Source organism: Rhizobium tibeticum, assembly GCF_900110205.1.
Lineage (GTDB): Bacteria > Pseudomonadota > Alphaproteobacteria > Rhizobiales > Rhizobiaceae > Rhizobium > Rhizobium tibeticum.
The window spans coordinates 38,952-65,309 of sequence record NZ_FOCV01000008.1; the positions used below are offsets into that span (position 1 = coordinate 38,952).

The window sequence follows — 26,358 nt, forward strand, 5'->3', positions numbered from 1 at the left end:
CGGTCCGAGCAAGCCCAGGGACTAATCTTTTGCTCGCGGTCTTGCGTCTGCGCGCTCGCGCATAAACCGTTCAATGAAATCGACCAGCTTTGTGGCCGCAAAGGAAAGCTGGCGATCAGGAGCGACGCAGAGATCGACATAGGTGCGTATCGCGTTTTTTCCAGCCAGCGGAATGGCGCGGAGGTGGCCCGCCTCGACTTCGCGGCGCACGGTCAGTGCCGGCAGCAAGGTAACTGCGGCGTCGCTCAAAACCAGTTCCTTGAGCATTTCGAGCGAGCTCGTGACGAACACAGGTTCGACATTCAAGCCCTCCTTCTCAATGCGTGCATCGAAGGCCTGCCGGAAGCTGAAGGACTGATCGGGAAGCGCCAGCGAATACTCGGCGATATCCTTCAGCTGGATTTCGGCCCGATCCGCAGCAGGATGCGTTGGCGCGACGATCAGGTCATAGGCGATTTCCGAGCGCAACCGTACCTTCGTGCCGGAGAGCGGCGGCGCAAACAGCGTGACCGCGATATCGGCTTCAGCGCCGTTCACCGCTTCAATCGCATGGCGCGCGCTTGTGATCGCGACTTCGAAGCGCAGTTTTGGATACTTCAAGCTGAACTCCGCCAGCGCCGGAGCGAGCAGATTGGCGACCGTGGCGCCGTTGGCATAGATGCTGACCCGGCCGCGTTGCAGCCCCTTCAGATCCTCGATCAGCTGGCCGACGTGATCGAGTTCGCGCAGCGTCCGACCCGCACGGGCAGCAAGCAACTCACCGCCGCCGTCAGTTTGACGCCGCGGGCGCTGCGCTCCACAAGCGGCGCACCGAAGTGATATTCCAGGTTCTCGATCTGCCGGCTGATCGCCGTCGGCGCAACGTTCAGATTCTCCGCAGCCTGGCGCATGGAGTTGGTGCGCACCAGCTCGTCGAAATACATCAGGGCCCGGATCTGCATTTCGTGGTCTCCGCCGCTTCAGGCAATATCGCCCTGTTTAAGCGATCTTACGCGATCCGGGTAGCGATCTCGCCAGGCCTGCTGCGCGCCGACGACCGGAAGTGCAGTGGCCTCGTAGACACCGCGCGCGATGGCGCGTGCCATCACCATTGTGGCGAGATGGCAGAGTTCCAGAAATGCAGGCAGATCCGGCCGCTGCTTCCTGCCCGTCGAGGCGGCAAAAACAGTGTCGCCATCAAGGGGCAGATGCGCCGGCAGCAGACCGCGGGCGAAGCCGTCATGTGCCATGATCGCAAGGCGGTGCGCCTCCTGCTTGGTCAAGTCGGCATCGGTGACGATGGCGCCGATCGTCGTCGCCGTGGTGCTCATGCCTTTCAGCCGCATGTGCGTGTCGACCTGCGAGATTGGCGAGGGCAAGCCGAGGCCGCCGAACTCTCCGTTCTGCTCGAAAGGCGCGGACCAGAAATGCGGCCCCTCGCCCACCGTCGCCGAGCCAAGCGCATTGACGGCGACGATCGCCGCGATCTTCAGGCCGGTGCTGGTTTCGGCGCTTGCCGAACCGAGCCCCCCTTTGAAGGTCGCGGTGGTTGCGCCCGCGCCCGCACCGACGGTGCCGAGCGCGAATTGCTCTTTGTCCGCCGCCTTGAAAGCTTGATAGCCCATTTCGCGATAGGGCGACTGCAGACCCCAGTCTTTGTCGCCGCCGTTCAGCAGGTCCATCAGGATTGCCTGGGGAACGATCGGCACCTTCACATCGCCGACAGGAAAGCCTCGGCCGACTTCCCGTAGACCTGCCTGGACGCCGCCCGCGGCGTCCAGGCCGAAGGCCGACCCACCGGAGAGCACAAACGCGTCAACCGCGCCGACCGTCATCGACGGATCGAGAAGCGCTGTGTCGCGGCCACCGGGCGCACCGCCCAGCACGACCCCGGAGGCCGTGACCGGTTCGTCGAAGACGATGACGGTTATACCTGAGCCGAGCTTCAGATCCGTCGCGTTTCCGACCGAGACGCCTTCAATGTCGGTGATCAGATTCAGCAACCGCACCATCCTGGTTTGAGCAAGAGCGCGCGATAGGACCGCAATGGCGATCAAAAGACAAGACCGGCCTCACCTTTGGCAAGACCGGTCTGAAATCTGTCAAGGCTGGTTAGGCCATGCTTCATGCCCTCAGGCATGAATGGGCTTCGGGTGACGACGCGTCATCAGATCATGGATCGCGAGCTTTACTTCTGCCGGCGAGCTGAAATGCTGCTCGTCCAGATCGTGGACGTGAAATTTCACTGCGATGAACTTCAACCGGTTCTCATCCGGGATGACGATCCCGACGGGAACGCCTGCATACTCGATTACTTCTTTTTTCATGCGTAGAACTCCTGCCGCGCGGTATGCGCTGGCGATGGCGAATTGACTTGTCTGATTCCGTTAAAGGTGGACGAAGGTCACATTCGACAGTTCGGGCGGGAGAGGGCGCCCGGACGGTCATTGCCAAGCACGGATCGCCCAAGGAAATCGGCGAGAGTATCGATTTTCGTCATGTCTCGTTCCTTTCTCTGGCGTTGCGCTTGCTTGAGGCCCCGGCTTTCCAGGGTCGGCGATGACTGCGCTATTAATCTACTTCATTGGTAGACTATACGTCGCAGTCGATCAGAAACATATTCCGAAACATGTCAAAAAATCGACCATTCGGAAAATTTCATTCCATCATATTCGAATTGACTGCAAGAACCCTATCAAGTCTTTGTGCAATTCGCGTGACGGTCCGAAGCTCTCTTTCGATCACGGAGCAGACATAGGAAGTGCCGCTGATTCCGGCAATGGGGCATTTGATTAAAAAATGCAAAGCCGCGAAATGACCGAAATGGTTAACGTTGCCACAAACGGCCTACCATCCCTCCGAGAGCACCTTTTCCAGCATGTCGACGAAGAAATCGGCACTGTCGACTGTCAGACAGAGCGGCGGCTTGATCTTCAACACATTGAGGTGATCGCCGGTCGGCTGCACTAGGACGCCGAGATCGAGGAGGCGGCCGCAGATTGCCGCCGTCTCCTGTGTCGCCGGCTCCAGCGTCGTTCTGTCGCGGACCAGTTCGAGGCCGAGATAAAGCCCCATGCCATGCACGGCGCCGACGATCGGATGACGCTCGATCAGCGCCACCAGACGACCCTTGAGGTGATCGCCGACATCGCGCGCGTTCTCCTGCAGCCTTTCATCGGCCATGATATCGAGCACCGTCATACCGGCCACACAGCTGACCGGACTGCCCCCGGTGGACGAAAAGAAATGGCCTTCCTTCTCCAGCGAACCGGCGATGGCCCTGGTCGTGATCACAGCGCCGAGCGGATGCCCGTCTCCCATACCCTTCGCGATGGTAATGATGTCGGGGACGGCACCACCCTGCTGCTCGAAGCCCCAGAAATGGTGCCCAAGCCGTCCGTAGCCCACCTGCACTTCGTCGGCGATGCAGACGCCGCCACGGGCCCGGATCTGTCCGTAAACCGCCGCAAGGTAACCGTCCGGAAGCGAAATGCCGCCGGCATTTCCATAGACTGGTTCGGCAATGAAGCCCGCCAGCCCCTCGCCTTTTGCGTCGATGGCTTCAAGGACCTCAACCACCGCTTCCAGGTAGCCGGTCGTTGATTCCGAACCACGGAAGGCACCCCGATATGTATTCGGCGAGAGAACGGCATGCACCCAGTCGGGCCGCGTCGTCAAAGCCTGCGGATTGTCGGCGATCGACGTGGAGACTGCATCACTGGCAACCGACCAACCGTGATAGGCCTCAAGAAGGCTGAGCATAGGCTTGGCGCCCGTGTGGGCCCAGGCAAGCCGAAGGGCGAGGTCGTTGGCCTCCGATCCGCTGTTGACGAGAAAGACTGCGTCCAGTCCCTCCGGGGCAAGGGAGGCCAGACGCTCTGAAAATTCGGCAATCGCGGCATAATGAAAGCGCGAATTGGTATTCAGCCGCAGCCACTGCTCGCTGATCGCCTCGGCCAGGCGCGGATGACCGTGACCAAGAATGGTGACGTTGTTGAGCATGTCGAGATAGGAGCGCCCCTCGACATCGAACATATGCTCTTTCCAACCGCGTTCCATCTGCGGCGGCGTCTCGTAATAGTTCTTCTGCGGCCCTGCGAGATGAGCCTCTCTGAGTGCGAACAACTCCGCCGACGCCGGCTTCGGCGCATCGACGCCAGCGCCGAGAAGGGCCGCCGGCGACGGGCACAGTTCCGACCAGGCCACGGCCTCCTGCGGACCGCAAAACAGCGGCGGCTCCGCGCCCTGCAAGGTGGAGAGCTGCACGCGAAGCCCGCCGAGAGATCCGCTTTCACCGGAGATCGTCCCGAGCGCCTGCCCTGGCTCGACCTCCGCCTCATCCCCAAGCGAGGGCTCAATTCCGTCCAGATGAAGGTTGACGCCCTCGCCTGCCAGAATGAAATGGTGGTTCCTCCAACTGACCCTTCCCGCAAACGGGGCGGCAACCGTGCTGCCACCGGCGAGGCAAATGTCGGAATGCAGTGCAAAGGTCGCGGACGGCGTGGCACTGTGAAGCTTGGAGCGCGACAATCTGTATTCGCCGTAGCGTGTCGCCGCAGTGCCGGTCTCGGCCGCCGCGCGGGCAAGTAACCGCCAATCCATGTCGGCCTGCGACCAGTTACCGGCGGCGAAATGCGGGCTCTGGACACCGAGATCGACAAAGGAAATCGTCGCCGGGTCGATGTCGGGAAACAGCGGACGCCAGTCCTTCGTCGGCAGCGTGGCCGTTTCCATGCCCACCGCCTTCAGGACAGCGATCTCCATGAGTTCGAACGGAACAGAGACCGCCGTGTCGAATATCAGGCGCTCGAGCTCGAGATTGCCGCGGACATAGTCGTTCTCGGGGTCGATCGAAATCTGCTGCTCGCTGCTGGCGACAAGGATGACGGCGCGCGCAACCACCAGGGGCCAGAGAGCGCGCAGCTCTTCTTCGGTGAGCGGATAGACTTCGTGATAGGCCTTCACCGCCGGAAGAATGTAGAGCGGGTCGCCATCCGCCTGATGCAGCAGCGAGGCGCAGGTGACCGCGAGATCCCCGATCAGCCAGCCGCGGATGATATCGCCGAAATCGATGACGCCGTCGGGAACCAGACGGCCGCGGCTGTCGCGATGACTGACGACGTTGTCACCCGTCACGTCATGATGCACGGCCTGCAAGCGCAAAGACGGCGCCAAAGGCTGGATTCGCCGCACCGCGGCCACCATCGTCTTGGCGATGCGATCGCGTGCGGCGCTGTCGGTGATCGCCGACAGCAGCTGAACGGCGACCGGGCCTGCGCGGCGCAGGTCCCATTGCAGGCTGCGATCGAGGCCAGGATGCGTGAAATCGGCCAGCGACTGCGCCAGGCGGGCGCACAGACCCCCAAGCGCGGAAACCGATTCCTTCGGCAAGTGCTTGCGATGCGTCAGCCCCTCGCCTTCGAGATACTCCAGCAGCCGAACCTGAAAGGTCTGGTCGCGCACGCTCACGGCCACGATGTCCTGCCCGTCCGTCGATGGGATGACCCGTGGAACGCGCGGCGCATTCTCTTTCGTGCAGATGTGGTGGATCGCTGCGTTCTGTGCCTCGAGTTCCAGCGTCTCATAGGTCACGTGGCATATCTTGAGCACATAGCGCTGTTCGCCGGTATCCAGGCGATAGTTGCGATCCTGCTGGCTGCCGAGCTCGGCGATCGTTCCCGACAAGCCATATCGCGACTGAAGAATGTCGCCAGCTTCCGCGGCGGTCACGTCCGGGCGTGGCAACGTCGCGCGATAGGCAAGCGTCTCGTCAGTCATGGCATCCCCCGCGGCATGATTCGATTCTGCAGACTAAGCAGATAATCGAATCCTTGCCACCGGCAAGCGAGGAGATCGCAGTCGCTCGACGGCAAAGCCGCCGCGGCTGTCAGCCCATGCGCTCGGACGCATAGCTGCCCGGGCTTGCGGGGAATACGATCGTGCGGTTGCCGTTCAGGAAAACGCGGCGATGGATATGGGCATGGATGGCACGCGCCAGCACCTGGCTTTCGACGTCGCGGCCGATAGAGACATAGTCGTCGGCGCTCTGAGCGTGGGTGATGCGGGCAGTATCCTGCTCGATGATCGGACCTTCATCAAGATCCGCCGTCACATAATGGGCCGTGGCGCCAATGAGTTTCACGCCGCGCTCATAGGCCTGCTTGTAAGGGTTGGCACCCTTGAAGCTCGGCAGGAAGGAGTGATGGATGTTGATGATCTTGCCCGACATTTTGCGGCACATGGCGTCGGAAAGAACCTGCATGTAGCGGGCGAGCACAATCAACTCGGTGCCGGTCTGATCCACGAGATCGAGGAGCTGCGCCTCGGCCTGCGGCTTGTTTTCCTTCGTCACCTTGATGTGGTGGAACGGGATATCATGATTTACGACGACCTTCTGATAGTCGAAGTGATTGGACACCACGCCGACGATATCGATCGACAGCGCACCGATCTTCCAGCGGTAGAGCAGGTCATTCAAACAGTGGCCGAAGCGGGACACCATCAGAAGCACCTTCATGCGGCTGGCGCCATCATGGATTTCAGCATCCATCTCGAATTTCTCGGCGACCGGCTTGAAGCCTTCTTTCAGCGCCCCAAGGCCCACACCTTCTTCGGAAATGAAGCTGACACGGGTGAAGAACCTGCCGGTATCGAGGTCGTCGAACTGCGACGAATCGACGATGTTGCAGCCCTGATCCGCCAGATAGTTCGCGATCGCTGCCACGATCCCCCGCGTCGACTTGCACGTCACCGTCAATACATAGCTCGTCATGTGTCCGTCCTTCTTGCGGCGCCTGCTGGCCGGCCTGCTTAGATCATAGCGAAAGTCACGGATAGACCACCGTGCCTTCATTCGTGCAACTATCGGCAGGAGAAACCGTCAGAAGCTTGCACGCTCTCGCGTCTCCCCGTTGCGACCAACTTACGGCAGAGCGCGCAAAACTCCGTTCCGCTTGCGTCGTCAAGACGCGTATCCCCGCCGTACAACACACGGCAGGGAAATTGCCGCGTCGAAGTCACGCTTTCGAGATGATGGCCGACAGAGCGATCCGATTGCTTGATGTGGATCGCCGCCGCGCCTACATCCGTGGGAGAAGATGAAGTCCAGAAATCCGGCAAGGCGACGAGATGCGGTTCGCACAAGTGTTGTTGATAGCCACGGCAGCCGGCGCAAGCCTAGCGCCCGGAGCAAGCTACGCCACGGACTGGCGGCGTGCTGGCGAAACCCAGGCCCACTCGGCATATCCCTACGCAAACCTGCCGGGGGTCAAGGCGCAGCCGGATCCAAAGGACGAGGAACAATATAATTGCCGGACGGAGACGCGGCCACTTCGCCGCGGATACGACAAGATCTTCCGTACTGGCGGGCTGCCGACCCTTGTCTACGTCTGCGATCGTGACGGCGTGGAGAGCACCGGCACGCAGGTGCCGCTACGCGGACACTATCAGCCGGTCCGCTGATTGGGCTCCTCGGCCAAAATGGCGCGCAATCAGGTGGTCGATATCCACCCCCAGGCCCGGCGATGATCACGCCGGCAGGATCGCGGCGGCGACCGGCCCATCGCCTTGGGGCGACAGGCCGCTTTTCGTGGTTCGCGATCGCGGCCGTTACTACAATCGGCAGCCTGATCGGGCATCATTACCTGCCCCGGTAACGTATTTCGGGGAAGAAATAGGAAGCCGTTGGTATCGGCTTTCATTTTGCATTTATTAGGGAATGGTGCCAGAAGAGGCAGTAAATTCAAGAGATAAGTTTTTGATATTCAATCAAAAGATCTGCATACATTGCCGCAAGTACCAACAATAGTACCAACACTAATTTGCGCTCGTCGGTGGGCGGCGACTTGGGACCGTACAGCTCGGCGACGTCAAGCGTGTAACAATTCGTGATCGCAGCCTAATTGGTGCGCGAAATCAATCGGCTGGACCACTTTGTATGTCGGTTGTATTACACTAACTCTTTGAAATATCAAGCTATTTTGCCTCCTGGCGCTTTTGGCGAGCGGCAAGATCGGTTATCTTTGCACTTATAGCGGGCCATATGGGTCCGTAGGAAACCAGGAGCAAAAGATGACTGCCACTGACCGTTTTATTCGCCTCGCCGACGTCCAGGATATGATCGGCCTGAAGGACAGCCGCATCTATCAGATGATCAAGGCCGGCGAGTTCCCGAAGCCGATCAAGCTCGGCGCCTCTTCGCGCTGGTCTCTGCGCGCCGTCGAGGCGTGGATGAGCGAACGCGCCAATGCGGCGGCCTGACATGACCAGGCCGCTTAAAAAGGAACTGCCCAAGGGCTCGCGCATAGGAGATTACGTTCGTCGGTTGATTGCCGAAGCCCGCGACGCAATGCCATTTTGGCAGTGGGACAATAAAGACGTTCGGGCCCTTGGCGTTTGGGCGGAATTGAGGGGAGAGCGCCGCATCTGGGTGCTTCCGAGAGAGCTTGTTCGGGACGAACTAGTGTTGCCAGCCATTGCCAGCATCGAAGGACGGCAAGCCGCCGACGCGATGAAGCGTCAGGTCCCGAATGTACTTGACCATTACGTTGACCTGATTTGCGAAGACGCGAAGCGACAAGCGTCGGCGCGGGAGCGGTTGGCGCCGACGACCGACATATCGTGGGCCGTGGTAATGGTGGTGCTTGCAGCGCTGTACGACCGCTATGACGGCACCATCACAGCCAACGCGAACTATGAGCGCGCGGCGCGACGGCTCGGCGTAAACCGTGCAGCGGTTCGCCGTACAGACCAGGATTTTAGACGGCGGGCCGGCATGCTTCCGGAGCTTGACCGTGCGGCACTCTTTGCCGCGGTACGGGTCGCCATAGAGAGACTGGCAGAATACGACCGACAGATAGGCAAGCGCGCGGCGTAGCCGGCCTGTTCGTCTCCGCGTGTGCTGATTTCGCTGTAGTCGAACACGGCCCTGCGCGAGCATCGGTTCTAAAACCTCCAAAGGAGCCGCGATGACCGCAAATGCTTATTCTGGCGCCGACGCCAATTTCCTTACTCTTGCTGAAGCCGCGAAGATCGCAGGGCGTTCCTATTCATGGGCGCGTGACTGCGCTGTCGATGGCCGGCTCGACGCACGCCGCTTTTCTTCCGGTGGCAAGATCCACGTAACCGTGGCCAGCCTTACCAACGTCATCGAAGATGAACGCCAACGCCAAGCCCTGCAGTCACCGAGACGGCCGCGCTTCAAACAGCGAAATCATCTCCGGCTCGCCGTCGACAACACTTGAAAAACGATAGACCGGCCGAGCGGGATAGGCTCGACCGGTCCGAAAGGTAGTCCAGTAATGCTTGAAGACTATAGCAATTCCGGTGCATCGAGGCAATCGGACGGTAGTTTCGCCGCGCAGTATGCGGCCCGCCAGGGTGCTCCTTTGCCGCCGCCGAAGATGAGCGCCGCGCCGAAGTCGGACACGACGGAATTAACAGCCGACGTTGGTCAAATGCGTTTCGTGCACGCAACCGACAACAACAGAGGCTGGGATGCGTATTTGGCCAGCAAGCGCAAGGCCGCTGCGGTTGGGACCTTGAGCGCTCCTGCATCGCCCATGCCCGCGCCGGCCGCTGCCAAGCCCGCCGCCGCGACTGCAAGCCCGGAAGCATTGGGCACCAGGACCGCGATAGCCTTCCTGAAGAAATTCGATCCTGACGGCTGGCATAACTTGACCGCCATTCACCCGACAAGGACGTACACCGGCAAGGATGGCAAACCCCATGCGGAGGTGCGTGGCAAGACCTTTGCTCCGGGCCAATGGGAAGAGATGGAAGATTGGATCAACGCGCGCCAGGGCGAATGGAACCTCTATTTCAGTGTCAATGAGCCGAGGCCCCGCGCGCCGGACAAGAAATTGCGCGAGGAGGATATCGGAGCCATTCGCGCTCTATGCTGCGACGTCGATCCTGAGGACGGGGCCGACATACTTGATAGTGAAAGAGTGCGTCTCCGGCGACAGGTAGACAACCTTGCGGCCGGGCCCGTCCCGCCAACATTCGCGATCGACAGCGGAAGCGGTGTGCAGTCGTTTTGGCAAATGCGTGAAAAGCTGGACCCAGCGGTGTGGGTGCAGCAAGCCAAGGACATCGGACGAGGCATCGCCCATGCGCTGGACGGCGACCCGGTGCAGGACATCTGCCGCGTTATGCGGTTGCCGGGCACTACGAACATCCCGAACGCTATCAAGCTGTCCAAGGGCCGCGTTGCGAGAAAGTCTGAACTCCTTTTCACGAACCCGTCGCGCTACTCGCTGGCGGACGTCGATAGCCAATACCCTGCCTATGCCGCCGCGGCGAAGGAAGACAAAAGCGGTGCCATTGCGGAGGCCGAACGCGATCTCGATCAAAGCCTGCTACACGCCGGTCGCTACGAGGATCTGCCGGCCGATCTTCAGGACAGGTTCAACGATGCCCGCGGGCACTTCAAGAAGTTGGCCAAGTTGTGGGACAGCGGCGAGCACAATGGCAACGACGATAGTTATTCGGGCGGCCGCTTTGCTCTTGCTGGCTGGCTTCGCTGGTTGACAGAAAAGGGCAGTGTCGAATTCGACGTCAACGACTACGCTCAACTACTTTGGGTATGGGACCATGCAGTTGGTCCGCACGACGATCGCGAGGCAAAACTATCCGAGCGCGAAATCGCTCGAGCATGGGGGAACGCGAAACCCAAGGAGCATTTCTCGCCGATAGAAGATGATGAAGCCGAGATAGCTGCGCAGGATAAGCAACTCCCGCTCGACGCGCACGCTGACGGCACGCCAAACGCAGACAAGGCCAAGGCGACGACTGGACGGAAAAGGTTCGAGTTCATGTCGCTAGACGACATAGAGCGGGCGTTCTTGGTCGAACCGAAAGAGCCGCTGATCGATGGATTGCTAGATCAAGGCACGCTCTCCGTCGTCTATGGCGCGTCGAATGTCGGGAAGACGTTCATTTGCCTGGATATGGCATGGGCCATCGCCCAAGGGCGGCAATGGGCAGGTCAGGCGACTAGAAAGACGGGCGTCCTCTACATCGCGGCAGAAGGCGGCACCGGCGTGCTCGGCCGCGTCCTGGCGCTCAACCAGATCCATGGCCGCCCCGGCGCCAAGGACTTCGTGCTTCTGCGGTCGAAACTCAATTTTTACAAATCAGACGCTGACGCGAAAGAACTGCTGACGGAAGCGCGAGCCTATGGCCTAGAAAATATCGGCCTGATCGTTGTGGACACTCTCGCTCGCAGCATGGACGGCGGCGACGAGAGCGCCACCAAAGACATGAGCGTTGTCGTCGGGCATCTGGACAATCTCAGGAAGGCGACCGGCGCCCATGTCATGCTCGTTCACCACAGCGGCAAGGACGAGACGAAGGGCGCTCGAGGAAGCTCGGCATTGCGCGCGGCGACCGATACGGAAATTGAATTGCGGAAGACCGACGAGGAAAGCGCAACCGGCGGCACCATCACCACGACAAAGCAGCGCGATATGGACGGCAGTTTTTCACGCGCCTTCACGCTCGAAACCGTCAAGCTTGGCGGCGGTGATCACAGAGAGGCTTCCTCCTGCGTTGCCAGGGTATCGGCAGAGAAAGCACAGCGCGGGTCCGCACCGACTGAACCGCAACGCGAAGTCATGGCCGCGATGGCCGACATGGGCGACCCCGGCGAAGCCTTCAGCGTTCAGGATATCCGCCAGGCTCTCGGCCCAAGCGTATCGGACAACACCGTACTTCAGCGATTGAAGCGGATGAAGACAGCGGGATTTGTCCGAAAGGACGCCCAAGGACGTTGGTCACTTAGGACAGATTGTCCGGACAAGAAGCCCGAGAACTGGTTCGAAAGCCACGAAGCAGAGCCGGAAAACAGCGCGACCACTGGCGATAAGCCAGAGGCGCCCGGTTCAGGTTAATTAGGCATCGTGGGTCGCACGTGGTCGCATTCGCAAATCCAAGGAAAGACGCGTATGTTCAATGCTTTATGCCAAAAGTGGTCGCAGTGGTCGCGGACTGGTCGCAGTGGTCCCGACTGCAACGGGTTTTGGTGGTCGCCGTGGTCGCCGCCTTATAAGGCGACCACGCGACCAACCCGCGGCTCGGCCAGTGAAAGACAGCCTGATTTTTCCAATGGCTTGGGCTTGGGCATTGGCATCGCGCGAATACCTCAAACGCCTTGTAGGCGGATCGGCGGTTAGGATATGGCGACGGTCCAACAACGCCACCAGGCGCGCGGCGCGATCCTGCACTGGCACCGGAGCCTCCGTTCTTCACGCCCCAAGTGCGGGGCCAAACGAAAGCATGACGGGCAGCCGTGTCAGCAACTCGCCATGAGCAACGGTCGGTGCGCATATCATGGCGGTCGAACTCCCAAGGGTGACGAGTGGCATAAGCCGAGATGGCCGAACGGCGACGCGTCCAACGCTGAAAAGCGGCTGCAACGCAAACTGCGCGATTTGGAACGGGCAAAACGGAAGCGCGACGCTCGCCTTGCCAGAATGACGCCCGAAGAGCGCGATCGAAGCGCGGCCAAGAGCCGAGCCGCCAGGCCGCGCCCGGCCAAGGAGCGCGCGGCCGATCGCGCAGCCAGAAAAGAGGCCGCGAAGACGCGCGCCCTACTTGCCGAAGAGCGACCGCGAGATCCTGCACTCGTTGAAATCGACCGCCAGATTGCAGAACTGGAGCGACGCGCGGCGTCCCTCCTTTTCGATATATTTGATTGAGGTAACGCCATGACAGACAAACGGAACGTCGCGGACATTCAACGCGACTTACTGACCAGAATTCACACTGAAGGCGTCCAAGCGGCGTATGAGGCAAGCCTAGCGGTCGCCCGCGATCCTAAAGCCCCCGCTCCGGCTCGAGCGACGGCATCGGCCACATTGTTCCGCGTCGCAGGTTATTTCGACCGCCAGGAACGCGACCAAGCAAAAGAACCTCACGAGATGACTGCCAGCGAGTTGCACGACGAGATCGCTCGCTTGGCGCGCCGGTCACAAGACAAAGGCGCCGATGAAGATGTTTTTGGCTAAGCGCGCCGAAGGGGCACCACGTTGCCGCCGTATAGGTCGACGCCATACGAGGGACGAGCCGGGGCGGTGCTCTGATATGGGTTGAGCTCGTTGCGAAGAGCGTCCGCGCTCTCGCTTATCTGATCAAGCAGCCCAAAAATTCGGGTGCTCGTTTCGGTGGGCAAATTACAGGCCCGGATTTGGTCAGTAAGAAGTTTCGTCACACGGGTGATGTAATGCGCGCGCTGATCGGCGGGTAGAACCATGTCGTCGGTCTCATGTGTCGGTCGGAGTTATTGTTGGATCTGCGAAAGATACTCTCGACCGCGCGGGGTCGCTAGGGCTTTCGTCTCCCTCTGCGAAGCAACACTTGTTCCAACGCCCATTTCCGCGCATCCGTTTCAGTCAGCCGCGGACGTGGCTTAGCGGCTTCGGCTTTTGCGGCGATCCGTGCTTTCTCGGCTTCGATGTAGCTCGCCAAATCCGCCTCGTCGATCAAGACGGGGCGCCCCGGCAAATAAGCGAGCTTCCCCGCCAGGCGCAGACGCTTAATTTTCTCCCGGCTGCAGCGAAGAATGGCGGCGACTTCCGGCTCGGTCAAAAACCGTTGTTGTGTCACGCTGCTCTCTCGCTTTCCTTGAGCCGCTTGGACAGTCGGAGCAGCGTGGACCGCGAGCAGCCTGTCGCCTTTACGATGTCATTCCAGCTCGCTTTGGCCTTCAACATTCGGGTGATGGCAGCGTTTCGGTCAGCGTCTTCCGGGCGGCCCTTGTAGCGCCCTGTAGCCTTCGCCTTTTCGATCCCCTGCGCCTGCCGGCGTCGTCTGTCTTCGTAGTCCTTCCTCGCGATCGCCGCGAGCATGTCGAGCATCATGGAGTTGATCGCGCGGAACATGCGGCCGGTGAACGGGTCGTCGCTATTCGTCAGCATTGCGTGCGAGGTGGGCAGATCCAGTGCAACGATGCGCACCTGGCGGCCATCGATCTCGCGTTTAAGCGCCTCCCAATCAGCCTCATTAAGTCGGCTTAGGCGGTCCACTTGCTCTATCAGCAGCGTGTCATTGGGGCTGCAGTCGCTGAGCAATCGGAAGAGTTCCGGCCGCTTCAGAGAGGCACCGCTTTCATTCTCGACGTAGTACGCGGCGATCGGAAAACCTTTCTCTTTGGCGAAGTCCTCGAGTTGAGCCTTTGCGCGCAGAGCATCCTGTTCCTTTGTACTCGCGCGGAGGTACGCCCGTATAAACATGTCCATTCCCCTCGTAGTTCGATTTGGATGGTTCGTTTGCATCCGGTTCGTTTTGGGTGGTTTCAGTGATGATTTCGGCGGCGGTTCTATGGGGTAACAAGGGGTTTCCTTGAGGTAGACCCAAAAGAACTAGCCAGCCCTCAAGGCCAGCTTGCATCTCTCGCGGACGTCGAAGTGTTCGGTGTAAAGCGCCAGTACCTCGAGTTCGTCGCACCAGTCCGCAAGTTCGTCCGCGTCGCATTGCGCTTTTGCGAGCTCCATTGCCGCCAAGGCGCGCTTCAGCAATGCAAGTTCCCTTTCGTGCGGCGTTCTGGACGCGCTCTTGCGTGAGCGGTATTCGGCGAGATCGATAACGTTGTTCATAGCAGCCCTCTGTGAAGCGGTGAGTGCTGCTAGATTCTTTTACGTGGTTCGTTAAGTCAAGCATTATCTTCACACGTGGTTCGAATATATTTAATAACATGCCTAACTCGCAAGAAACGCGTCGGTCAATGTTGCGTATTGTCTGCCAATGTTGGCCAACAAAGCGGACACAACCAACAAACATACTTTCAACTTTCTCCAGTTTCGCCGACAGCGCGTCTGGACATACTCCAAAACCGGGGGTCGCCCCCTGGCATAGTCCAAATTTATTCCTAAAAAGCAGCAACCGCCGCCGACACAAAATTGCGCCACGCTGGAACTTTTGACCGCACTATCTGGGAGATTTGTTCGACTTTGCGTGCGTCGTTTCTGTTTGAGACGAACAAACCGGACGACCATTATTCAGTGCATGACGATCTGGACGCACCACAGCGAAGATTACGACGGCTTGCCGCCCGACAACATCGTGATAGGCGCTGGCGAGACGGAGCTCGATTACTCCGTCAACATGCTGCAAACCTATCTCGGCCACGTTGCTCGGGGCGATGACGTCGCGTGGAACGCGTCCCACGCCGCGCTCTTTCTCCAGACCGGAATATCCCGTCGCGCGCCGCGTATCACAGAAGGCCAGCGCGACCGGCTGCTTGAAGCTCTGATCCTTGCGCGCCCGGCAATCCTCGCCCTTTTCCCGAGCCCAGGCGAACGGGAGTTGGCGTCACGGGGCGTCGATGCAATGGCCGGCCTGATCTTTTACTGGAATGAAGACGACGCGCAGCGCAGCGCTCGGCACAAGCATGTCTATCTCGACATGCGGGCATATGCGCGCCGCCTGCGAAACGCCTGTCACAACCACTGCCTGCTTAACGAGATCCGCGAACGCGCCGTTGAACGCCGGAGCGAACTTGTCGCGGACATGCTCCGGAAGGCAGCGGCATGACGATGGACGCGCCAACTACCGCCCGCCGCCTCGTCGAAACGGCAATCGCGCATTTTCGCTCCGCTCTGACGGCAGAGAACGCAGTCGTTCCGGCAATTCGCGCGCTCGACGATCTGGTGACGGCGGCGGTCGCTTGGCCCGATCTCGGCGACCACGAACCCGGATTGGCGGCCAGGGTAAGCGAGCTCGCGTTCGCGATAGCGCCGCGCGTCGCTGAAGGCGTTGCCGGCGCGATTGCCGCAGATCGCGTCTATTTTGGCCTGGCCGCCGGGGCTGCATTGCTGACAGCCAAACCGGACAACCTGCACGCCGATCGAATTCTGCACGCCGGGCTTATAGCCGCTGAACTTAGGGCTGCCGTCTGCCGCTCTGAACTCAAACGTCGGAATGATCCCCTCGGGCGTGCTGTCACCGCGCAGCGCGCATGGGAAGCGCCGGCAGACCACAACGTTTCACTCCAGTAAGGCGCCCCCGATGTCATCCATTGTCGCCAATCGCTACTACAACAATCCGGAAATCGGCCAGGCATTCAGTTCGCTGGCGACCCTTTTCGCTCCGCCTAGCGGCAGCGACCTTGCGGGATACGCAGCGGCCGGCGCAAAGCGCGCGGAAGCGGCGCGGCTAGCCGAGCTTTTCGACTACTCCAAGAACCCGAATTTCAACCAGACCGTCTTTGACCGCATGGGTGTGGGCGCGGGCGCATATGCACCGAGCCAGTCCTACTACAGCGTGGATCAAGGCAACGCGACGACCCGGCGCGGCCAGGATATCGCGGCGCAAACGTCGACGGCAAACAACGCAGCAGACAACGCGCGCGCTCTCCAGACGAGCGCCATGGACAATCAGCGCTCGGCGATCGCGTCGCTTTACGGCCCGCTGAGCGAAGGACAGGTAAGGCCCGCCGTGCCGGCCGATATCGCCGCTCACGTCGGTCTGCCAGCGATCGACGAGGCCAAGGGAGCGGCCAAGCCCCTCACGACGGACGAATGGCAGGCTCAAAACGCGGAGCGTCTGCGCCAGTCGGGCGCCATTGGCGACCAGCAGTTGCTTGATGCGATCATGGGCAAGGAGACGCCCGTCCAGGCAGTTGGGCCGGATGGGAAGACGCCGGTCTTCATGACGCCTGGCGCCGCCACCCGTACCGGCGCACAGCCTTACGACCAGTCTGCCGACAAGTCGCTTGTCGAGGGCACGGCGCTTGTGAACGGCAAGACGATGCAGGTTTTCCGCCGCCCGAACGAAAGCATTTATCGCACTGCCGACGGCCAGCCGATCCCCACAGACATTCAGGTTTTCGACAAGGCGCGGCCCGTCGGCACGAGCGACCAGATCGGCATGAAACAGAGCGAGTTCACGCAGAAAAACGCGATGTTCTACAATCGCGCCGCATCTGCCGCCGCGAACCTCGAGGATCTGCAAAACAACAAGGGTTATGCGCCGGGCGCCGCCGACTACGAATTGATGCTCGGCAAGACCGGCGATGTCCTGCCGCTCTCCCTGTCGAATAACCTCGTCTCTCCCGAGGGGCGGCAGTTCTACAATTCCGCCATGAACTTCATGCTGTCCGTGCTGCGGCCAGATACGGGCGCGGCATTCGGGCGCGAGGAATTCCAGAACTACGCTCGCGTGTTCATTCCGCTGCCGGGCGACGATCCGCAGACAATCGCCGACAAGAAGGTTGCGCGCGACACCGCCTTGGCAGCCTTGCAAGGTTCGTCCGCGGGCGCTGCCGATCAGATTACCCGCATCATGCAGGCGAACGGCGTTCCGGTCCCACCGGAGATGCTGGCGCACATGCAGGCTGCACAGGCGAATGCGCCGACACAATCCGTACAGCAGTCCGCTCAGCCGCAGAGCTCGGCACAACCTTCAGGCGATCCGTTGGCCTCTGCACGGGCCGCGATCGCGAAGGGGGCGCCTCGCGACAAAGTTATTCAGCGCCTGATCGATAACGGCATTGATCCGAAAGGTCTCTAAATGCCCGACGTTACGTTTGACGACTTGATTTCGCAGAGCGGCGTTCCTGCCAACAAGGGAGCCGTTTCTTTCGACGATCTCGTACCAGGCGCTCCGCCACAGGAGAAATCCACGCTTGCCGGCGACATCGCCAAGAGCATCGGCTCCGGTATCGTTCGCGGCGCCGCCGAAACTGTCATGCTACCGGTGACGGCAAAGCGCCTTCTCGATACCTACGCCACGCCCTACGAGGTGGGAGCGGTCAACGCCGTGCGCGGCGCATTCGGCTACGATCCGTTGCCCGTACCGACCGCTGAAGAAATCGAAAGCGGTGGCGTAGATCGCGCCCTGAACGCTGGCCAGGACGCAGTTCGCGGCGCCATGGACGAACATCTGCATGCGCCTGAGACGACCCCCGGCAAATATGCCGAGACTATCGCCGAATTCGCTGTGCCGGGCGGCGGGCCGTCGAGAGCCACGCGCGCCGCGCAAGGCATCGGTCGCCGGGTCCTGAGTTATGCGGGCGACGTTACACGGAATGCGGTCGTTCCTGGCGCCGCATCGGAGGCCGCCGGACAGTTGACCGAAGGAACCTCCGCTGAGCCTTATGCACGCTTGCTCGGCGCAATTGCCGGGAATGTCGGGGGCGCTGTCGTCTCTGCCCGCACGCCCGAAAGCGTCCTGGCGCGCGCTGTTGGCGATCCCGAGCAAATCGATTGGGCGCGAGCTCTCGCCCTCCAGGACAATTCGACCGGCGTTCGCTTGACCGGCCCGGAGGCGATCACCCATGCGCAGAACGGCGGCACGTCGCTCGCCGACCTTCAGCGGCTGACGGAGGGTTCAGTTTCGGGCGGGGCGCGCATGCGGCCGTTCCTTGCCGAACGCCCCGCGCAGGTCGATACTGCAGTCAATCGGCTTCTTGATGCCATAGCGCCACAGAGTGCCAATCCGTCTACACTTGGCCCGCGTGCGTCCGAAGCGGCCACCAACGCCATCGACGATGCAAGACAAGCCATCAACGCGCAGACCCGACCGCTTTACCAGGCATCGGCGCCGGCCGTTATTCCCGACGCGGAGTTTCAGGCGATGCGAGCCGATCCGCGTTTCAGGTTGGCTTTGGAGCGCCTTCGCAACAATCCGGAAATTGCCCCCGGCTATGCCAATCTGCCGGATAACTCGGTTGGCGTTGTGGACGCCGTGACGAAGGATATGTACGCCCGCGGCGAGGCCCTGGCAAACAGTGCGAACCCCGGATACGCGCCAGAGATAGGCGCGCTCAACACGCAGGCCGCCGCCAATGCCCGCGACGTGGCCCGCAACGTTTCGTCGGAATACGACCAGGCTTTGGCAGAACAGGCGCGCCTACGCCGCGAGCAGCTTCAGCCTGTTGCGGAAGGCCCCCTTGGACGCGTAGCCGCCGCGAGCACGACCTCTTCGGCCAGCGACGCGCTTCTGCCGCGAAACCCGCTCGTTGGCTCTGAAGGCGAAACAGCCGACGCAATGACCCGTCTGATGGCGCAAGATCCGGAGACGGCGCAAGCCCTCGCCCGCCAGTCGATCGCCGATCGCTACGCCCGCGCCGCGACGGAGACGCAATCAGGCGACCGGGAATTTGCAGGTGCCAAGTTCGCCAAGGACATCGCGGGCAATCAGCCACGCAACGCGGTCCTGGACGCGATACTCCGCTCGCTTCCTGACCAGACAGCGGCGACCGCCGCGCCCGAACTGCTGGACGTCTTGCGCGCCACAGGGCGCCGGAAGCCGATCGGTAGCGCAACGGAGTTCAACCGCGCCGCCAATGCCGAATTGTCGCAGGCTCCGCTTGCTCAACGCGCCGCGAATGCCGCGGGCACCTTCGGCGCTAGCCTGATCGCGAATGCCGGGGACGCTCTCAGCCGGGCGACGCTACGCGGCAACATCAACCGGCTTGCAGACATGTTCACCGATCCGAATTCCGTCGATCTCATCCGCGAGGCAATCGCTCGAGGCGAAACGGGGCTCGTTCCTCGCGCCGTGGCGCGCGGCACGGTTCAATCAGCAGTCAGTGAAAATCGCTGATCGATACCGGCCTCTTGGCAGCAGCGGAGCTATTTCCAAAGCGGCAGTTGTTCCCAATTAGCCGGAAAGCCGGCATCGGCAATGGTTACGTTGGGCGCGGCGGGAAAGGTAGCCATATGCGCCTTCAGACGTTCGGCCCATTTGGTTCGCGGGTTCACCAATTTCAGAAGGGTTTGCATGACCGAGAAGGCTGCATAGATCCTGCGGTTCCCACCTGGCGTATGCGCCAAGTGGTCCATTTCGGGCACCTCGCCTTGGCGCGGCAATGCCGGTTGATCGACCAAAGGCTTGTTCCAAAGTCGCGAATGGTGGGCGCAAACATTTCGGACACCGCAGAGCGCCCGTATCCATGATTTTATGAGGTGGGGCTGAAGGCCGCCGTAGCTCTTCGAAATGGTCTGCAGGTCCGCGTACCGCATTCCCGCAAGGAGGTGCGAGAGAGGGCCAAAATCGAGAAGTTCGACCGCGATCCAGATCGGCATGTGTGAGTTTGGATACTTCGAGCGAAAATGGTTCGCGAATTCCTCCTTGGACGATGCGGCTCTATCGTCCAGTTGCTTTAGCCAGCCGTCATGTTTTGAATTCTGGAACCCGGTTCCCGGCGTGGTGAACCTCTTATCTAACTTTTTGGGGTCGCGGTGACCGGTGGGGTCGTGGCTACCCAGGCATAGGGCAACCTCCGTGCGTATCGATACTTCGATCCGTTCGAGCGCGTCTAACGCCAAGAGCCGCAGGGTCTTGTCGAAGGCATACAGGGCCGTGACGTGCCCAAAATCGGTTCCGTCCTTAAAGTGATCGCCGAGCTTGTAGGAGCCGTCCGCCTGCTTCTCGATCTTTCGAAAGGGGTACCAATACGCACTCAGACGATAGTAACCAATCCGTTGAAGATACTCTTCGGCTTTGGCCGGATCGGCGATCAACAGCCCGCGTGATTCGAGCAGGGCTCGCTGTTGCGGAACTGGCAGGTGCGGTTTGTTATATGTCATGGAAAATAAGAAGGCCGACCCTTGCGTTGCAGAGGGGCCGGCCGTGTCCCCCTCGATATGTGCTAGTCTCTGTCTATTGTCAAGGCCGCAATGGACGGGCGCGACGCCAGGTAGCTCGCCTTACACCGGCAAATTGTTGCACGGTCCCGACCGCGATGTTCCGACAATCTTCCAATCGTCTGCCGTGCCGCCCGGCCCTGTCAAAGCGGCTCGAATGAGAAGCTGGCAGGCCGATGCTCGCGTAATGCCCGGCGTGACCTGCGTTGCAGGGAGCGTGACATAGACCGGCGCGCCTTCGATCACGAACACCTTGCCGCCTGCGACGGGATAGGCGTTGACCGGAACAAGGCCGGTCCGCGCAATGAACTCTGCCAAGGTCGTGCCGTGATAGGCGCTCAACCGGGCGTCTAGATTTGCGTTGAGTTGTGACTGGTATTCCGCGTTCGTCTGGCAACTCGCAAAACTCAATACCGCGGCCAAGCCGGCCGCGATCTTTATCCGTTTCATTCCCCACCCCCTCATTTTACCTGGCGTAAAAATATCCTCGCATCATTGCTGTCATCAATTTCCGCTGACCGTCCGTCGGCCGCCCGATTATGAGAAGATGTCTACTTTCTCGGCGCGGAGCGCGTCGATTTCGTCGGCCCACCATTTCGCCATGCGGACACGCTCATCCCAATAGAGCGCGCGGTGATACGCGCGGCGCACCAGATCCGCCCCGGCGTGGGCTAGTTCGGCCTCGATAGCATCGGCCGGCCATTTGCCGCTCTCGTTCAATAGGGTCGAGGCCGTCGCCCGGAAGCCGTGGCTTGTCATTTCGTCCGAACTGAAGCCCAGGCGCCGCAGCGCCCCGTTCAGCGTGTTTTCAGACATTGGGCGCTGGCGGGTATGGACGGCAGGAAAGACGCGTGCGCCGTCACCAGTGAGCTTGCGGACCTCTTTCAGGATCGCCACCGCCTGATCGGGAAGGGGCTTTCGATGCTCCCGGCGCATCTTGGCCCGCTCCGCTGGAATGATCCACTCCCGCTTATCCAGATCGAATTCCGACCATTCCGCTTGTCGCAGTTCGCCGGGGCGCGGATAGAGGATCGCCATAAGCTTCAGAGCGGCGCGCGTCTCCGGCATGCCGTCATAGGCCCATATGGCCCGGAGAAGCCCGGCGAACGTATCCCGTTCGGTGGCGGCGGCCCTGTGCGTCACAGTGGGCGCAATAAGCGCGCCCTTCAGCGCGCCGGTTGGGTCGTTGACTGCCCTGCCTGTCGCGACCGCATACCGGAAGACTTGGCCGATCGTGGATCGAAGCCGGCGGGCGCTTTCATAGTTCCCGTCTGCCTCGACCTTGCGCAGCGGTATGAGGATTTCGGCCGCGGTGATTTCCGCGATTGGCCTCTTGCCCAGGTCGCCGCGGGCGAGGCCGATTAGCCATTCCTTCTTCGCGATCGTCGCCGCCGCCTTGCCCTCGCGCTTGACCTTCGCAATGAACTCGTCGGCAATAACCGCGAAGGTGGTTTCGTTCGACGTGCGGCTGACGGTCTTTTCGATCTTCGCCTGGTGCGATGGGTCCAGCCCCGCTGCAAGATGCTTCTTGGCCTCGTCGCGGCGCTTGCGTGCGTCAGCAAGACTAACGGCCGGATACGCCCCGAAGGCCAATGTCCGCTGTTTGTTGTGGAACCGGTATTGCATTCGCCAGAGCTTCGAACCGCTCGGCGTGACGAGCAGATGCAGGCCGCCAGCATCGCTGTATTTCTTTGCGGCCGTCTGGCCTTTCAGATTGCGGATTTGGACGTCGGTGAGGGCCATTTTGTTGGTACCGGAATAGGCGCGAGTGCGTTGGTAGCGATGAATACCAACGAGAGTACCAACAAAGGCAGTGGATGCAAGTGGGCGGCGGTGGACAGCAACAGGGCCAAAGTAACAAAAAAGCCCGGAAAAACCGGGCTTTTTGCGCTTTCCTCATGTCCAGTGGACCGGGAAAAGTGGGAATTTGGTGCCCAGAAGAGGACTCGAACCTCCACACCCTTTCGGGTACCAGCACCTGAAGCTGGCGCGTCTACCAATTCCGCCATCTGGGCGACGGAGAGCCATGTACGGGGGTGGCCTCTTGCTGTCAACAGGGTTTTTGAAGTTTTCCTGACAGGCAGCAAAAAAGTCTTTGATGCCGGTGTATGCTGACGACGGCACAATCTGAGGAGGCGGCGATAGTGATCGGCGCAAGGCGCACTATATACGCAGCAAGAAAGGATCGTCCGATGCCTGGTCTTCACAATCTCTGCCTGATCGCGCTTTTCTCCCTGTTACCGTACGCAGCCGTTGCGATGCCGCTCGGCGTATTTTCAGCCCCCGCCGGCGAATCGGACATCGTCCGTGTGGGGTCGACCATGTGCGACGCGCGCGGCTGCTTTACCTTCGGGCCGGTGCAGTCGTTCCGCCCATCCTATGTGCAGCCAAACTACCGGCCGCCGACCGCCACAGGCCCGACTTACTATCGACCGGGCGCACGGGGACGCGCGCCGCTCTACTACGATCCACCGCCCGTGCGCACGGTGCAACCGAACGCGCAGGGACGACAGTTCCATGTGGACTGGTGCCGAAATCAGTATCGGAGTTACAATCCCAAGACCGACCGGTTCGTGACGTTTGAGGGCATCTACAAAACCTGCAATTCGCCGTACGACTAGAGGGGATTCAGATTCTAGGCCGATCGGCCTAAATTCATCCTGATCTAGGCTCAGCTTTCCAGCGAGGCTCGATCGACGTGGCCGAGGTCGCGGCCGGGCTCGATGATATCGCGGACGCGCTGCTTCAATTCCTTAGGACCTGGAAAGCCGCCGTCGCGCTTGCGCTCCCAGATCAGGTCGCCATCGACACGGATCTCGAAATTGCCGCCCGTCCCGGGAATGAGCGCCACTTCGGCGAGACTGTCAGTGAAGGTCTGCAGAAGCTCCTGCGCCATCCAGCCGGCACGCAGCAGCCAGTTGCATTGGGTGCAGTAGAGGATCGTCACGCGGGCTTTCTCGTCGCTCATGTCAGGTTTCCTTTCGTCATGCCGGTTTACGAACTGCCGTGGCGCGGCGCAATCCATATTGCAATCGCGCAGCGCTTGGTGTTCCTGTCCGTGTCGAAGATCGTATTTGAGATGCTGATGCGAGTCGCCGTCATCGAGAACATGAAAAGCACGCCGCTCGGCTCGCTGGGCGTGGCACTGGCGGAGGCCAAAGCAGAGGTCGAGCGCTTCCACCCGTGGATCGATGGCAAATTACCCGCCAGTATTGCCGATCATGACGCGCTGGTAGTGCTCGGCGGCGAGCAGAACGCGATCGATGATGAGAACTATCCGTACCTGCCGGCGCTTGCGCAACTGATGCGCGACTTCGCCGACGCCGACAAGGCGGTGCTCGGCATCTGCCTCGGCGCGCAGATCCTGGCGCGTGCCTACGGCGCGGAAAACCATTTGAATGCCGGGCTGGAGTTCGGCTGGCACGCGGTCAGCAAGTCCAGGGATGGCCGGACGGACCCATTGCTCTGCGGCCTCTCGGATGATTTCACGACGTTCCAGTGGCACAGCGACACCTTCACGCTGCCGGAGGGCGCCAAGCGCCTTGCGGTCAGCAGCCTGACGCAGAACCAGGCGTTTCGCGTTGCACGCGCAGCCTATGGCACGCAGTTCCACTTCGAAGCCAGCGCATCGGTGATCGATAGCTGGAAAGCCGAATTTGCCGCATCGATCGAGCAGATGGAGCCCGGCTGGCATGAACGCTACACGACGCTTGCCGCCGGCCATGCGAGCGAATCAGATGCGAGCGGCCTTGCCATCGGTCGCAATTGGGTGCGCATGATCCAAGCCGAGGCACGGCCATTCCTCAAGGCAGTCGCCGCCGCTAGGTAGCAGCGGCGACGACCATTTTGAACGAATACGACATGGCCGGCGCTACGTCGCGGAACGGATCCAGACAAGCATTTCGCCGGGCGCGCGATTGTCCCACAGATGGTACGGCACGAAGCGAGCCGTCGCCTTCTCGGCCACCGGCGGCTTGGTCCGATAGAGCGTCGCGCCCCAATCCGGTTCATCCTTCGTGACCGGAATGTCGAGCGCAACCGCACCGCCGAGCTCGGCGATCTCCGCGGTCGTCGCTGCGATGTCCTCGCCAAGCCGGATGCCATTCAGGCCCGCGCCATTGTCGGTCGCCTCCACGCAATAGACGAGCGGTCCGCGCAACAGCGCAGCGCGTCCGACATCCTGCCGCACCAGCGGGTTTGCCCAAAGGGCGCGCGCTTCCAGCGGGATGTTCAGATCGATCTTGTCGCCATCGCGCCATTCGCGTTCGATGCGGGCGTAGCCATCGACTTCGACTGCACCGAGATCGATCGTTTCGCGGTTGACTGCCAGTGTCGCGCCCTTTGCCCATTCCGGGATGCGCAGCGAAACTGCGAAATGCGCCGGCTTGCTCGTCTTGACGTCGAAGTGAACGGCGCCGTGCCAGGGGTAGCGGGTCTTCTGCGTCAGCTCGATGTTGGTGCCGGCAATTTCGAACCGCGCGCTTCCCTCGCCGTAGAGGTGAACGGCGATCTCGTCTTCCGCCACCCCATACATGTACGAGCCGATCGAGGCGAGCAGGCGGGCGATGTTCGGCGGGCAGCAGGGGCAATGGTGCCAGGTCCAGCGATGGTGCTTGCCGGCACTTTCCAGCGGGTTCTCGTAGAAGAACGTCTTGCCGTCGAGCGACAGGCCGGCCATAGCGCCATTGTAGAGCGCCTGCTCCATGATATCGGCATAGCGCCGGTTCGGGCCGCGTCCGAGCATGCGGTTCGCCCAGAATACCAGGCCGACTGACGCGCAGGTTTCGGCGTAGGCGCTTTCGTTCGGCAGATCATAATAGTCGGTGAAGCCCTCGTTCGCGGCTGCCGGCCCGATGCCGCCGGTGACGTACATCTGCTTGGTCGTCAGGTCGTCCCAGAGCGTCTCGAGCGCCCCGGTCAGGCTGTCGTCATTATACTCCGTCGCGATGTCGGCCATGCCGGAATAGAGATACATAGCGCGTACGGCATGACCGACGACCTTCTTCTGTTCGCGAACCGGCGCGTGCGCCTGGCCGTATTCATAGGTCTTCTGGTGGAAGTCGGCGGCGTTGCGACCATCGCGGATCGCTTCCTCGGTGAAAAAATTGGGCTCGGTGCCACGCTCGTCGATGAAGAACTTGGCGAGGTCCAAGTACTTCTTCTCGCCCGTCACGCGGGCGAGCTTGACCAGCGCCAGTTCGACCTCCTCGTGACCGCAGTAGCCGGCGATCTTGCCCGGTCCGTGGCCGAAGACGGAAATCATGTAATCGGCAAAGCGGCACATGATGTCGAGCAGCTTGCGCTTGCCGGTGGCCTGATAATAGGCAACGGCGCCCTCAATCAGATGGCCGGCGCAATAGAGTTCGTGATGATCGCGGAGGTTGGTCCAGCGGCGATCGGGCTGAACCCGCTGGAACCATGCGTTCAGATAACCGTCCTTGTCCTGCAGCTTCTCATACATGTCGATGATGGCGTCGACGCGGGCTTCCAGAGCGGGATTGGCGCGGCGATAGAGCGAGTAGGCAACCGTCTCGATCGACTTACCGAAATCGCTGTCCCAGAACATCTGCGTAGAACCACCCCATGGGCCGATCGGGATCACGATTCCGGGACCAGGCTGGTCGACATCGATCGCACGTAGCATCCCTGCCTCGACGCAACGGTCGAGCAGCGTTTCGGCAGTGGAATCGCAGATCGCGTCCTGGCGCTCTCCAAATAGCCCATGCACATCGACATCAGGCACGGGCAGCGGACGAAACTGGCGGTCTCTTTTCAACTTGTTCATGGCGTG

Annotated in this window: 25 protein-coding genes, 1 tRNA gene and 1 pseudogene; 13 read left to right on the forward strand and 14 right to left on the reverse strand. The window is 61.0% G+C overall.

Translation table 11 applies throughout. The features are described from left to right. Positions 1-21: 21 nt before the first annotated feature. The 5 genes and pseudogenes from BSG20_RS10770 to purU all read right to left on the reverse strand — a co-directional run bounded on the left by BSG20_RS10770 (position 22) and on the right by purU (position 6,751). Positions 22-941, reverse strand: a pseudogene (locus BSG20_RS10770) (LysR family transcriptional regulator). Between the two features lie 18 nt (positions 942-959). Next, positions 960-1,991 carry a P1 family peptidase gene (locus BSG20_RS10775; protein ID WP_072375071.1) on the reverse strand — a complete coding sequence of 344 codons (1,032 nt, stop codon included), beginning with the start codon at positions 1,989-1,991 and terminating at the stop codon, positions 960-962. 120 nt (positions 1,992-2,111) lie between these two features. Continuing rightward, complete coding sequence (locus BSG20_RS10780; RefSeq protein WP_007529092.1) at positions 2,112-2,306, reverse strand: hypothetical protein; 195 nt, start codon at positions 2,304-2,306, stop codon at positions 2,112-2,114. A 520-nt stretch (positions 2,307-2,826) separates the two neighbouring features. After that, positions 2,827-5,757 carry an aminotransferase gene (locus BSG20_RS10785; protein WP_072375068.1) on the reverse strand — a complete coding sequence of 977 codons (2,931 nt, stop codon included), beginning with the start codon at positions 5,755-5,757 and terminating at the stop codon, positions 2,827-2,829. A 109-nt stretch (positions 5,758-5,866) separates the two neighbouring features. Continuing rightward, complete coding sequence (gene purU / locus BSG20_RS10790; RefSeq protein WP_072375065.1) at positions 5,867-6,751, reverse strand: formyltetrahydrofolate deformylase; 885 nt, start codon at positions 6,749-6,751, stop codon at positions 5,867-5,869. Between the two features lie 356 nt (positions 6,752-7,107). On the opposite strand from purU, the gene BSG20_RS10795 reads away from it, so the two are divergent. The 7 genes from BSG20_RS10795 to BSG20_RS10825 all read left to right on the forward strand — a co-directional run bounded on the left by BSG20_RS10795 (position 7,108) and on the right by BSG20_RS10825 (position 12,986). Then, on the forward strand, positions 7,108-7,440 hold the full coding sequence (locus BSG20_RS10795; RefSeq protein WP_072375063.1) for a hypothetical protein: 333 nt from the start codon (positions 7,108-7,110) through the stop codon (positions 7,438-7,440). A gap of 609 nt (positions 7,441-8,049) precedes the next feature. Beyond that, entirely contained in the window at positions 8,050-8,238 is a 189-nt protein-coding gene (locus BSG20_RS10800; protein ID WP_072375060.1) for a helix-turn-helix transcriptional regulator, read from the forward strand. A gap of 1 nt (position 8,239) precedes the next feature. Next, positions 8,240-8,854, forward strand: a complete 615-nt coding sequence (locus BSG20_RS10805; protein WP_072375057.1) for a hypothetical protein — start codon at positions 8,240-8,242, stop codon at positions 8,852-8,854. A gap of 91 nt (positions 8,855-8,945) precedes the next feature. Beyond that, the gene (locus BSG20_RS10810; protein WP_072375054.1) at positions 8,946-9,221 is read left to right on the forward strand and encodes a hypothetical protein; all 276 of its coding nucleotides are present in this window, start codon (positions 8,946-8,948) and stop codon (positions 9,219-9,221) included. 57 nt (positions 9,222-9,278) lie between these two features. Next, positions 9,279-11,870: an AAA family ATPase gene (locus BSG20_RS10815; RefSeq protein ID WP_072375051.1), complete on the forward strand. Its 2,592-nt coding sequence runs from the start codon at positions 9,279-9,281 to the stop codon at positions 11,868-11,870. Between the two features lie 414 nt (positions 11,871-12,284). Continuing rightward, on the forward strand, positions 12,285-12,677 hold the full coding sequence (locus tag BSG20_RS36410; RefSeq protein WP_072375049.1) for a hypothetical protein: 393 nt from the start codon (positions 12,285-12,287) through the stop codon (positions 12,675-12,677). A gap of 9 nt (positions 12,678-12,686) precedes the next feature. Continuing rightward, a complete protein-coding gene (locus tag BSG20_RS10825; RefSeq protein ID WP_072375046.1) occupies positions 12,687-12,986 on the forward strand; it encodes a hypothetical protein in 300 nt (99 codons plus the stop codon). A 316-nt stretch (positions 12,987-13,302) separates the two neighbouring features. On the opposite strand, the gene BSG20_RS10835 is transcribed toward BSG20_RS10825, so the two are convergent. The 3 genes from BSG20_RS10835 to BSG20_RS10845 form a co-directional block, all read right to left on the reverse strand. Continuing rightward, positions 13,303-13,566 (reverse strand): helix-turn-helix domain-containing protein, encoded by a 264-nt coding sequence (locus BSG20_RS10835; RefSeq protein ID WP_244541315.1) that lies wholly within the window; start codon positions 13,564-13,566, stop codon positions 13,303-13,305. A gap of 14 nt (positions 13,567-13,580) precedes the next feature. After that, the gene (locus tag BSG20_RS10840) at positions 13,581-14,210 is read right to left on the reverse strand and encodes a recombinase family protein (RefSeq protein WP_072375229.1); all 630 of its coding nucleotides are present in this window, start codon (positions 14,208-14,210) and stop codon (positions 13,581-13,583) included. 129 nt (positions 14,211-14,339) lie between these two features. After that, positions 14,340-14,573, reverse strand: a complete 234-nt coding sequence (locus BSG20_RS10845) for a hypothetical protein (RefSeq protein ID WP_072375037.1) — start codon at positions 14,571-14,573, stop codon at positions 14,340-14,342. A gap of 409 nt (positions 14,574-14,982) precedes the next feature. On the opposite strand from BSG20_RS10845, the gene BSG20_RS10850 reads away from it, so the two are divergent. Genes BSG20_RS10850 through BSG20_RS10865 form a run of 4 tightly spaced genes read left to right on the forward strand, consistent with a single transcriptional unit; the run spans position 14,983 to position 19,524 of the window. Beyond that, complete coding sequence (locus BSG20_RS10850; protein WP_072375034.1) at positions 14,983-15,510, forward strand: hypothetical protein; 528 nt, start codon at positions 14,983-14,985, stop codon at positions 15,508-15,510. After that, on the forward strand, positions 15,507-15,974 hold the full coding sequence (locus BSG20_RS10855; protein ID WP_072375031.1) for a hypothetical protein: 468 nt from the start codon (positions 15,507-15,509) through the stop codon (positions 15,972-15,974). Before BSG20_RS10850 ends, BSG20_RS10855 begins: the two co-directional genes overlap by 4 nt. 10 nt (positions 15,975-15,984) lie before the next feature. Next, positions 15,985-17,487, forward strand: a complete 1,503-nt coding sequence (locus BSG20_RS10860) for a hypothetical protein (RefSeq protein WP_072375027.1) — start codon at positions 15,985-15,987, stop codon at positions 17,485-17,487. Beyond that, positions 17,488-19,524 carry a hypothetical protein gene (locus tag BSG20_RS10865; RefSeq protein ID WP_072375024.1) on the forward strand — a complete coding sequence of 679 codons (2,037 nt, stop codon included), beginning with the start codon at positions 17,488-17,490 and terminating at the stop codon, positions 19,522-19,524. It abuts the gene before it with no gap. A 29-nt stretch (positions 19,525-19,553) separates the two neighbouring features. Here BSG20_RS10865 and BSG20_RS10870 read toward each other — a convergent pair whose 3' ends face one another. The 4 genes from BSG20_RS10870 to BSG20_RS10885 all read right to left on the reverse strand — a co-directional run bounded on the left by BSG20_RS10870 (position 19,554) and on the right by BSG20_RS10885 (position 22,582). Further along, a complete protein-coding gene (locus BSG20_RS10870) occupies positions 19,554-20,510 on the reverse strand; it encodes an Abi family protein (RefSeq protein ID WP_072375021.1) in 957 nt (318 codons plus the stop codon). A 120-nt stretch (positions 20,511-20,630) separates the two neighbouring features. Continuing rightward, positions 20,631-21,017, reverse strand: coding sequence for a hypothetical protein (locus tag BSG20_RS10875; RefSeq protein ID WP_072375019.1), 387 nt, complete (start codon positions 21,015-21,017; stop codon positions 20,631-20,633). Between the two features lie 87 nt (positions 21,018-21,104). Further along, positions 21,105-22,310, reverse strand: a complete 1,206-nt coding sequence (locus BSG20_RS10880; RefSeq protein ID WP_072375016.1) for a tyrosine-type recombinase/integrase — start codon at positions 22,308-22,310, stop codon at positions 21,105-21,107. A gap of 185 nt (positions 22,311-22,495) precedes the next feature. Continuing rightward, positions 22,496-22,582 (reverse strand) — tRNA-Leu (locus tag BSG20_RS10885). A 177-nt stretch (positions 22,583-22,759) separates the two neighbouring features. On the opposite strand from BSG20_RS10885, the gene BSG20_RS10890 reads away from it, so the two are divergent. Next, the gene (locus tag BSG20_RS10890; RefSeq protein WP_072375227.1) at positions 22,760-23,188 is read left to right on the forward strand and encodes a BA14K family protein; all 429 of its coding nucleotides are present in this window, start codon (positions 22,760-22,762) and stop codon (positions 23,186-23,188) included. 50 nt (positions 23,189-23,238) lie between these two features. Here the strand turns inward: BSG20_RS10890 and BSG20_RS10895 are convergent, their stop codons facing one another. Then, positions 23,239-23,535, reverse strand: a complete 297-nt coding sequence (locus tag BSG20_RS10895) for an Rdx family protein (protein WP_072375013.1) — start codon at positions 23,533-23,535, stop codon at positions 23,239-23,241. A gap of 117 nt (positions 23,536-23,652) precedes the next feature. On the opposite strand from BSG20_RS10895, the gene BSG20_RS10900 reads away from it, so the two are divergent. Beyond that, complete coding sequence (locus BSG20_RS10900; protein WP_072375225.1) at positions 23,653-24,396, forward strand: type 1 glutamine amidotransferase; 744 nt, start codon at positions 23,653-23,655, stop codon at positions 24,394-24,396. A 42-nt stretch (positions 24,397-24,438) separates the two neighbouring features. Here the strand turns inward: BSG20_RS10900 and BSG20_RS10905 are convergent, their stop codons facing one another. Beyond that, positions 24,439-26,352, reverse strand: coding sequence for a glycoside hydrolase family 127 protein (locus tag BSG20_RS10905; RefSeq protein WP_072375222.1), 1,914 nt, complete (start codon positions 26,350-26,352; stop codon positions 24,439-24,441). Between the last annotated feature and the right edge of the window lie 6 nt (positions 26,353-26,358).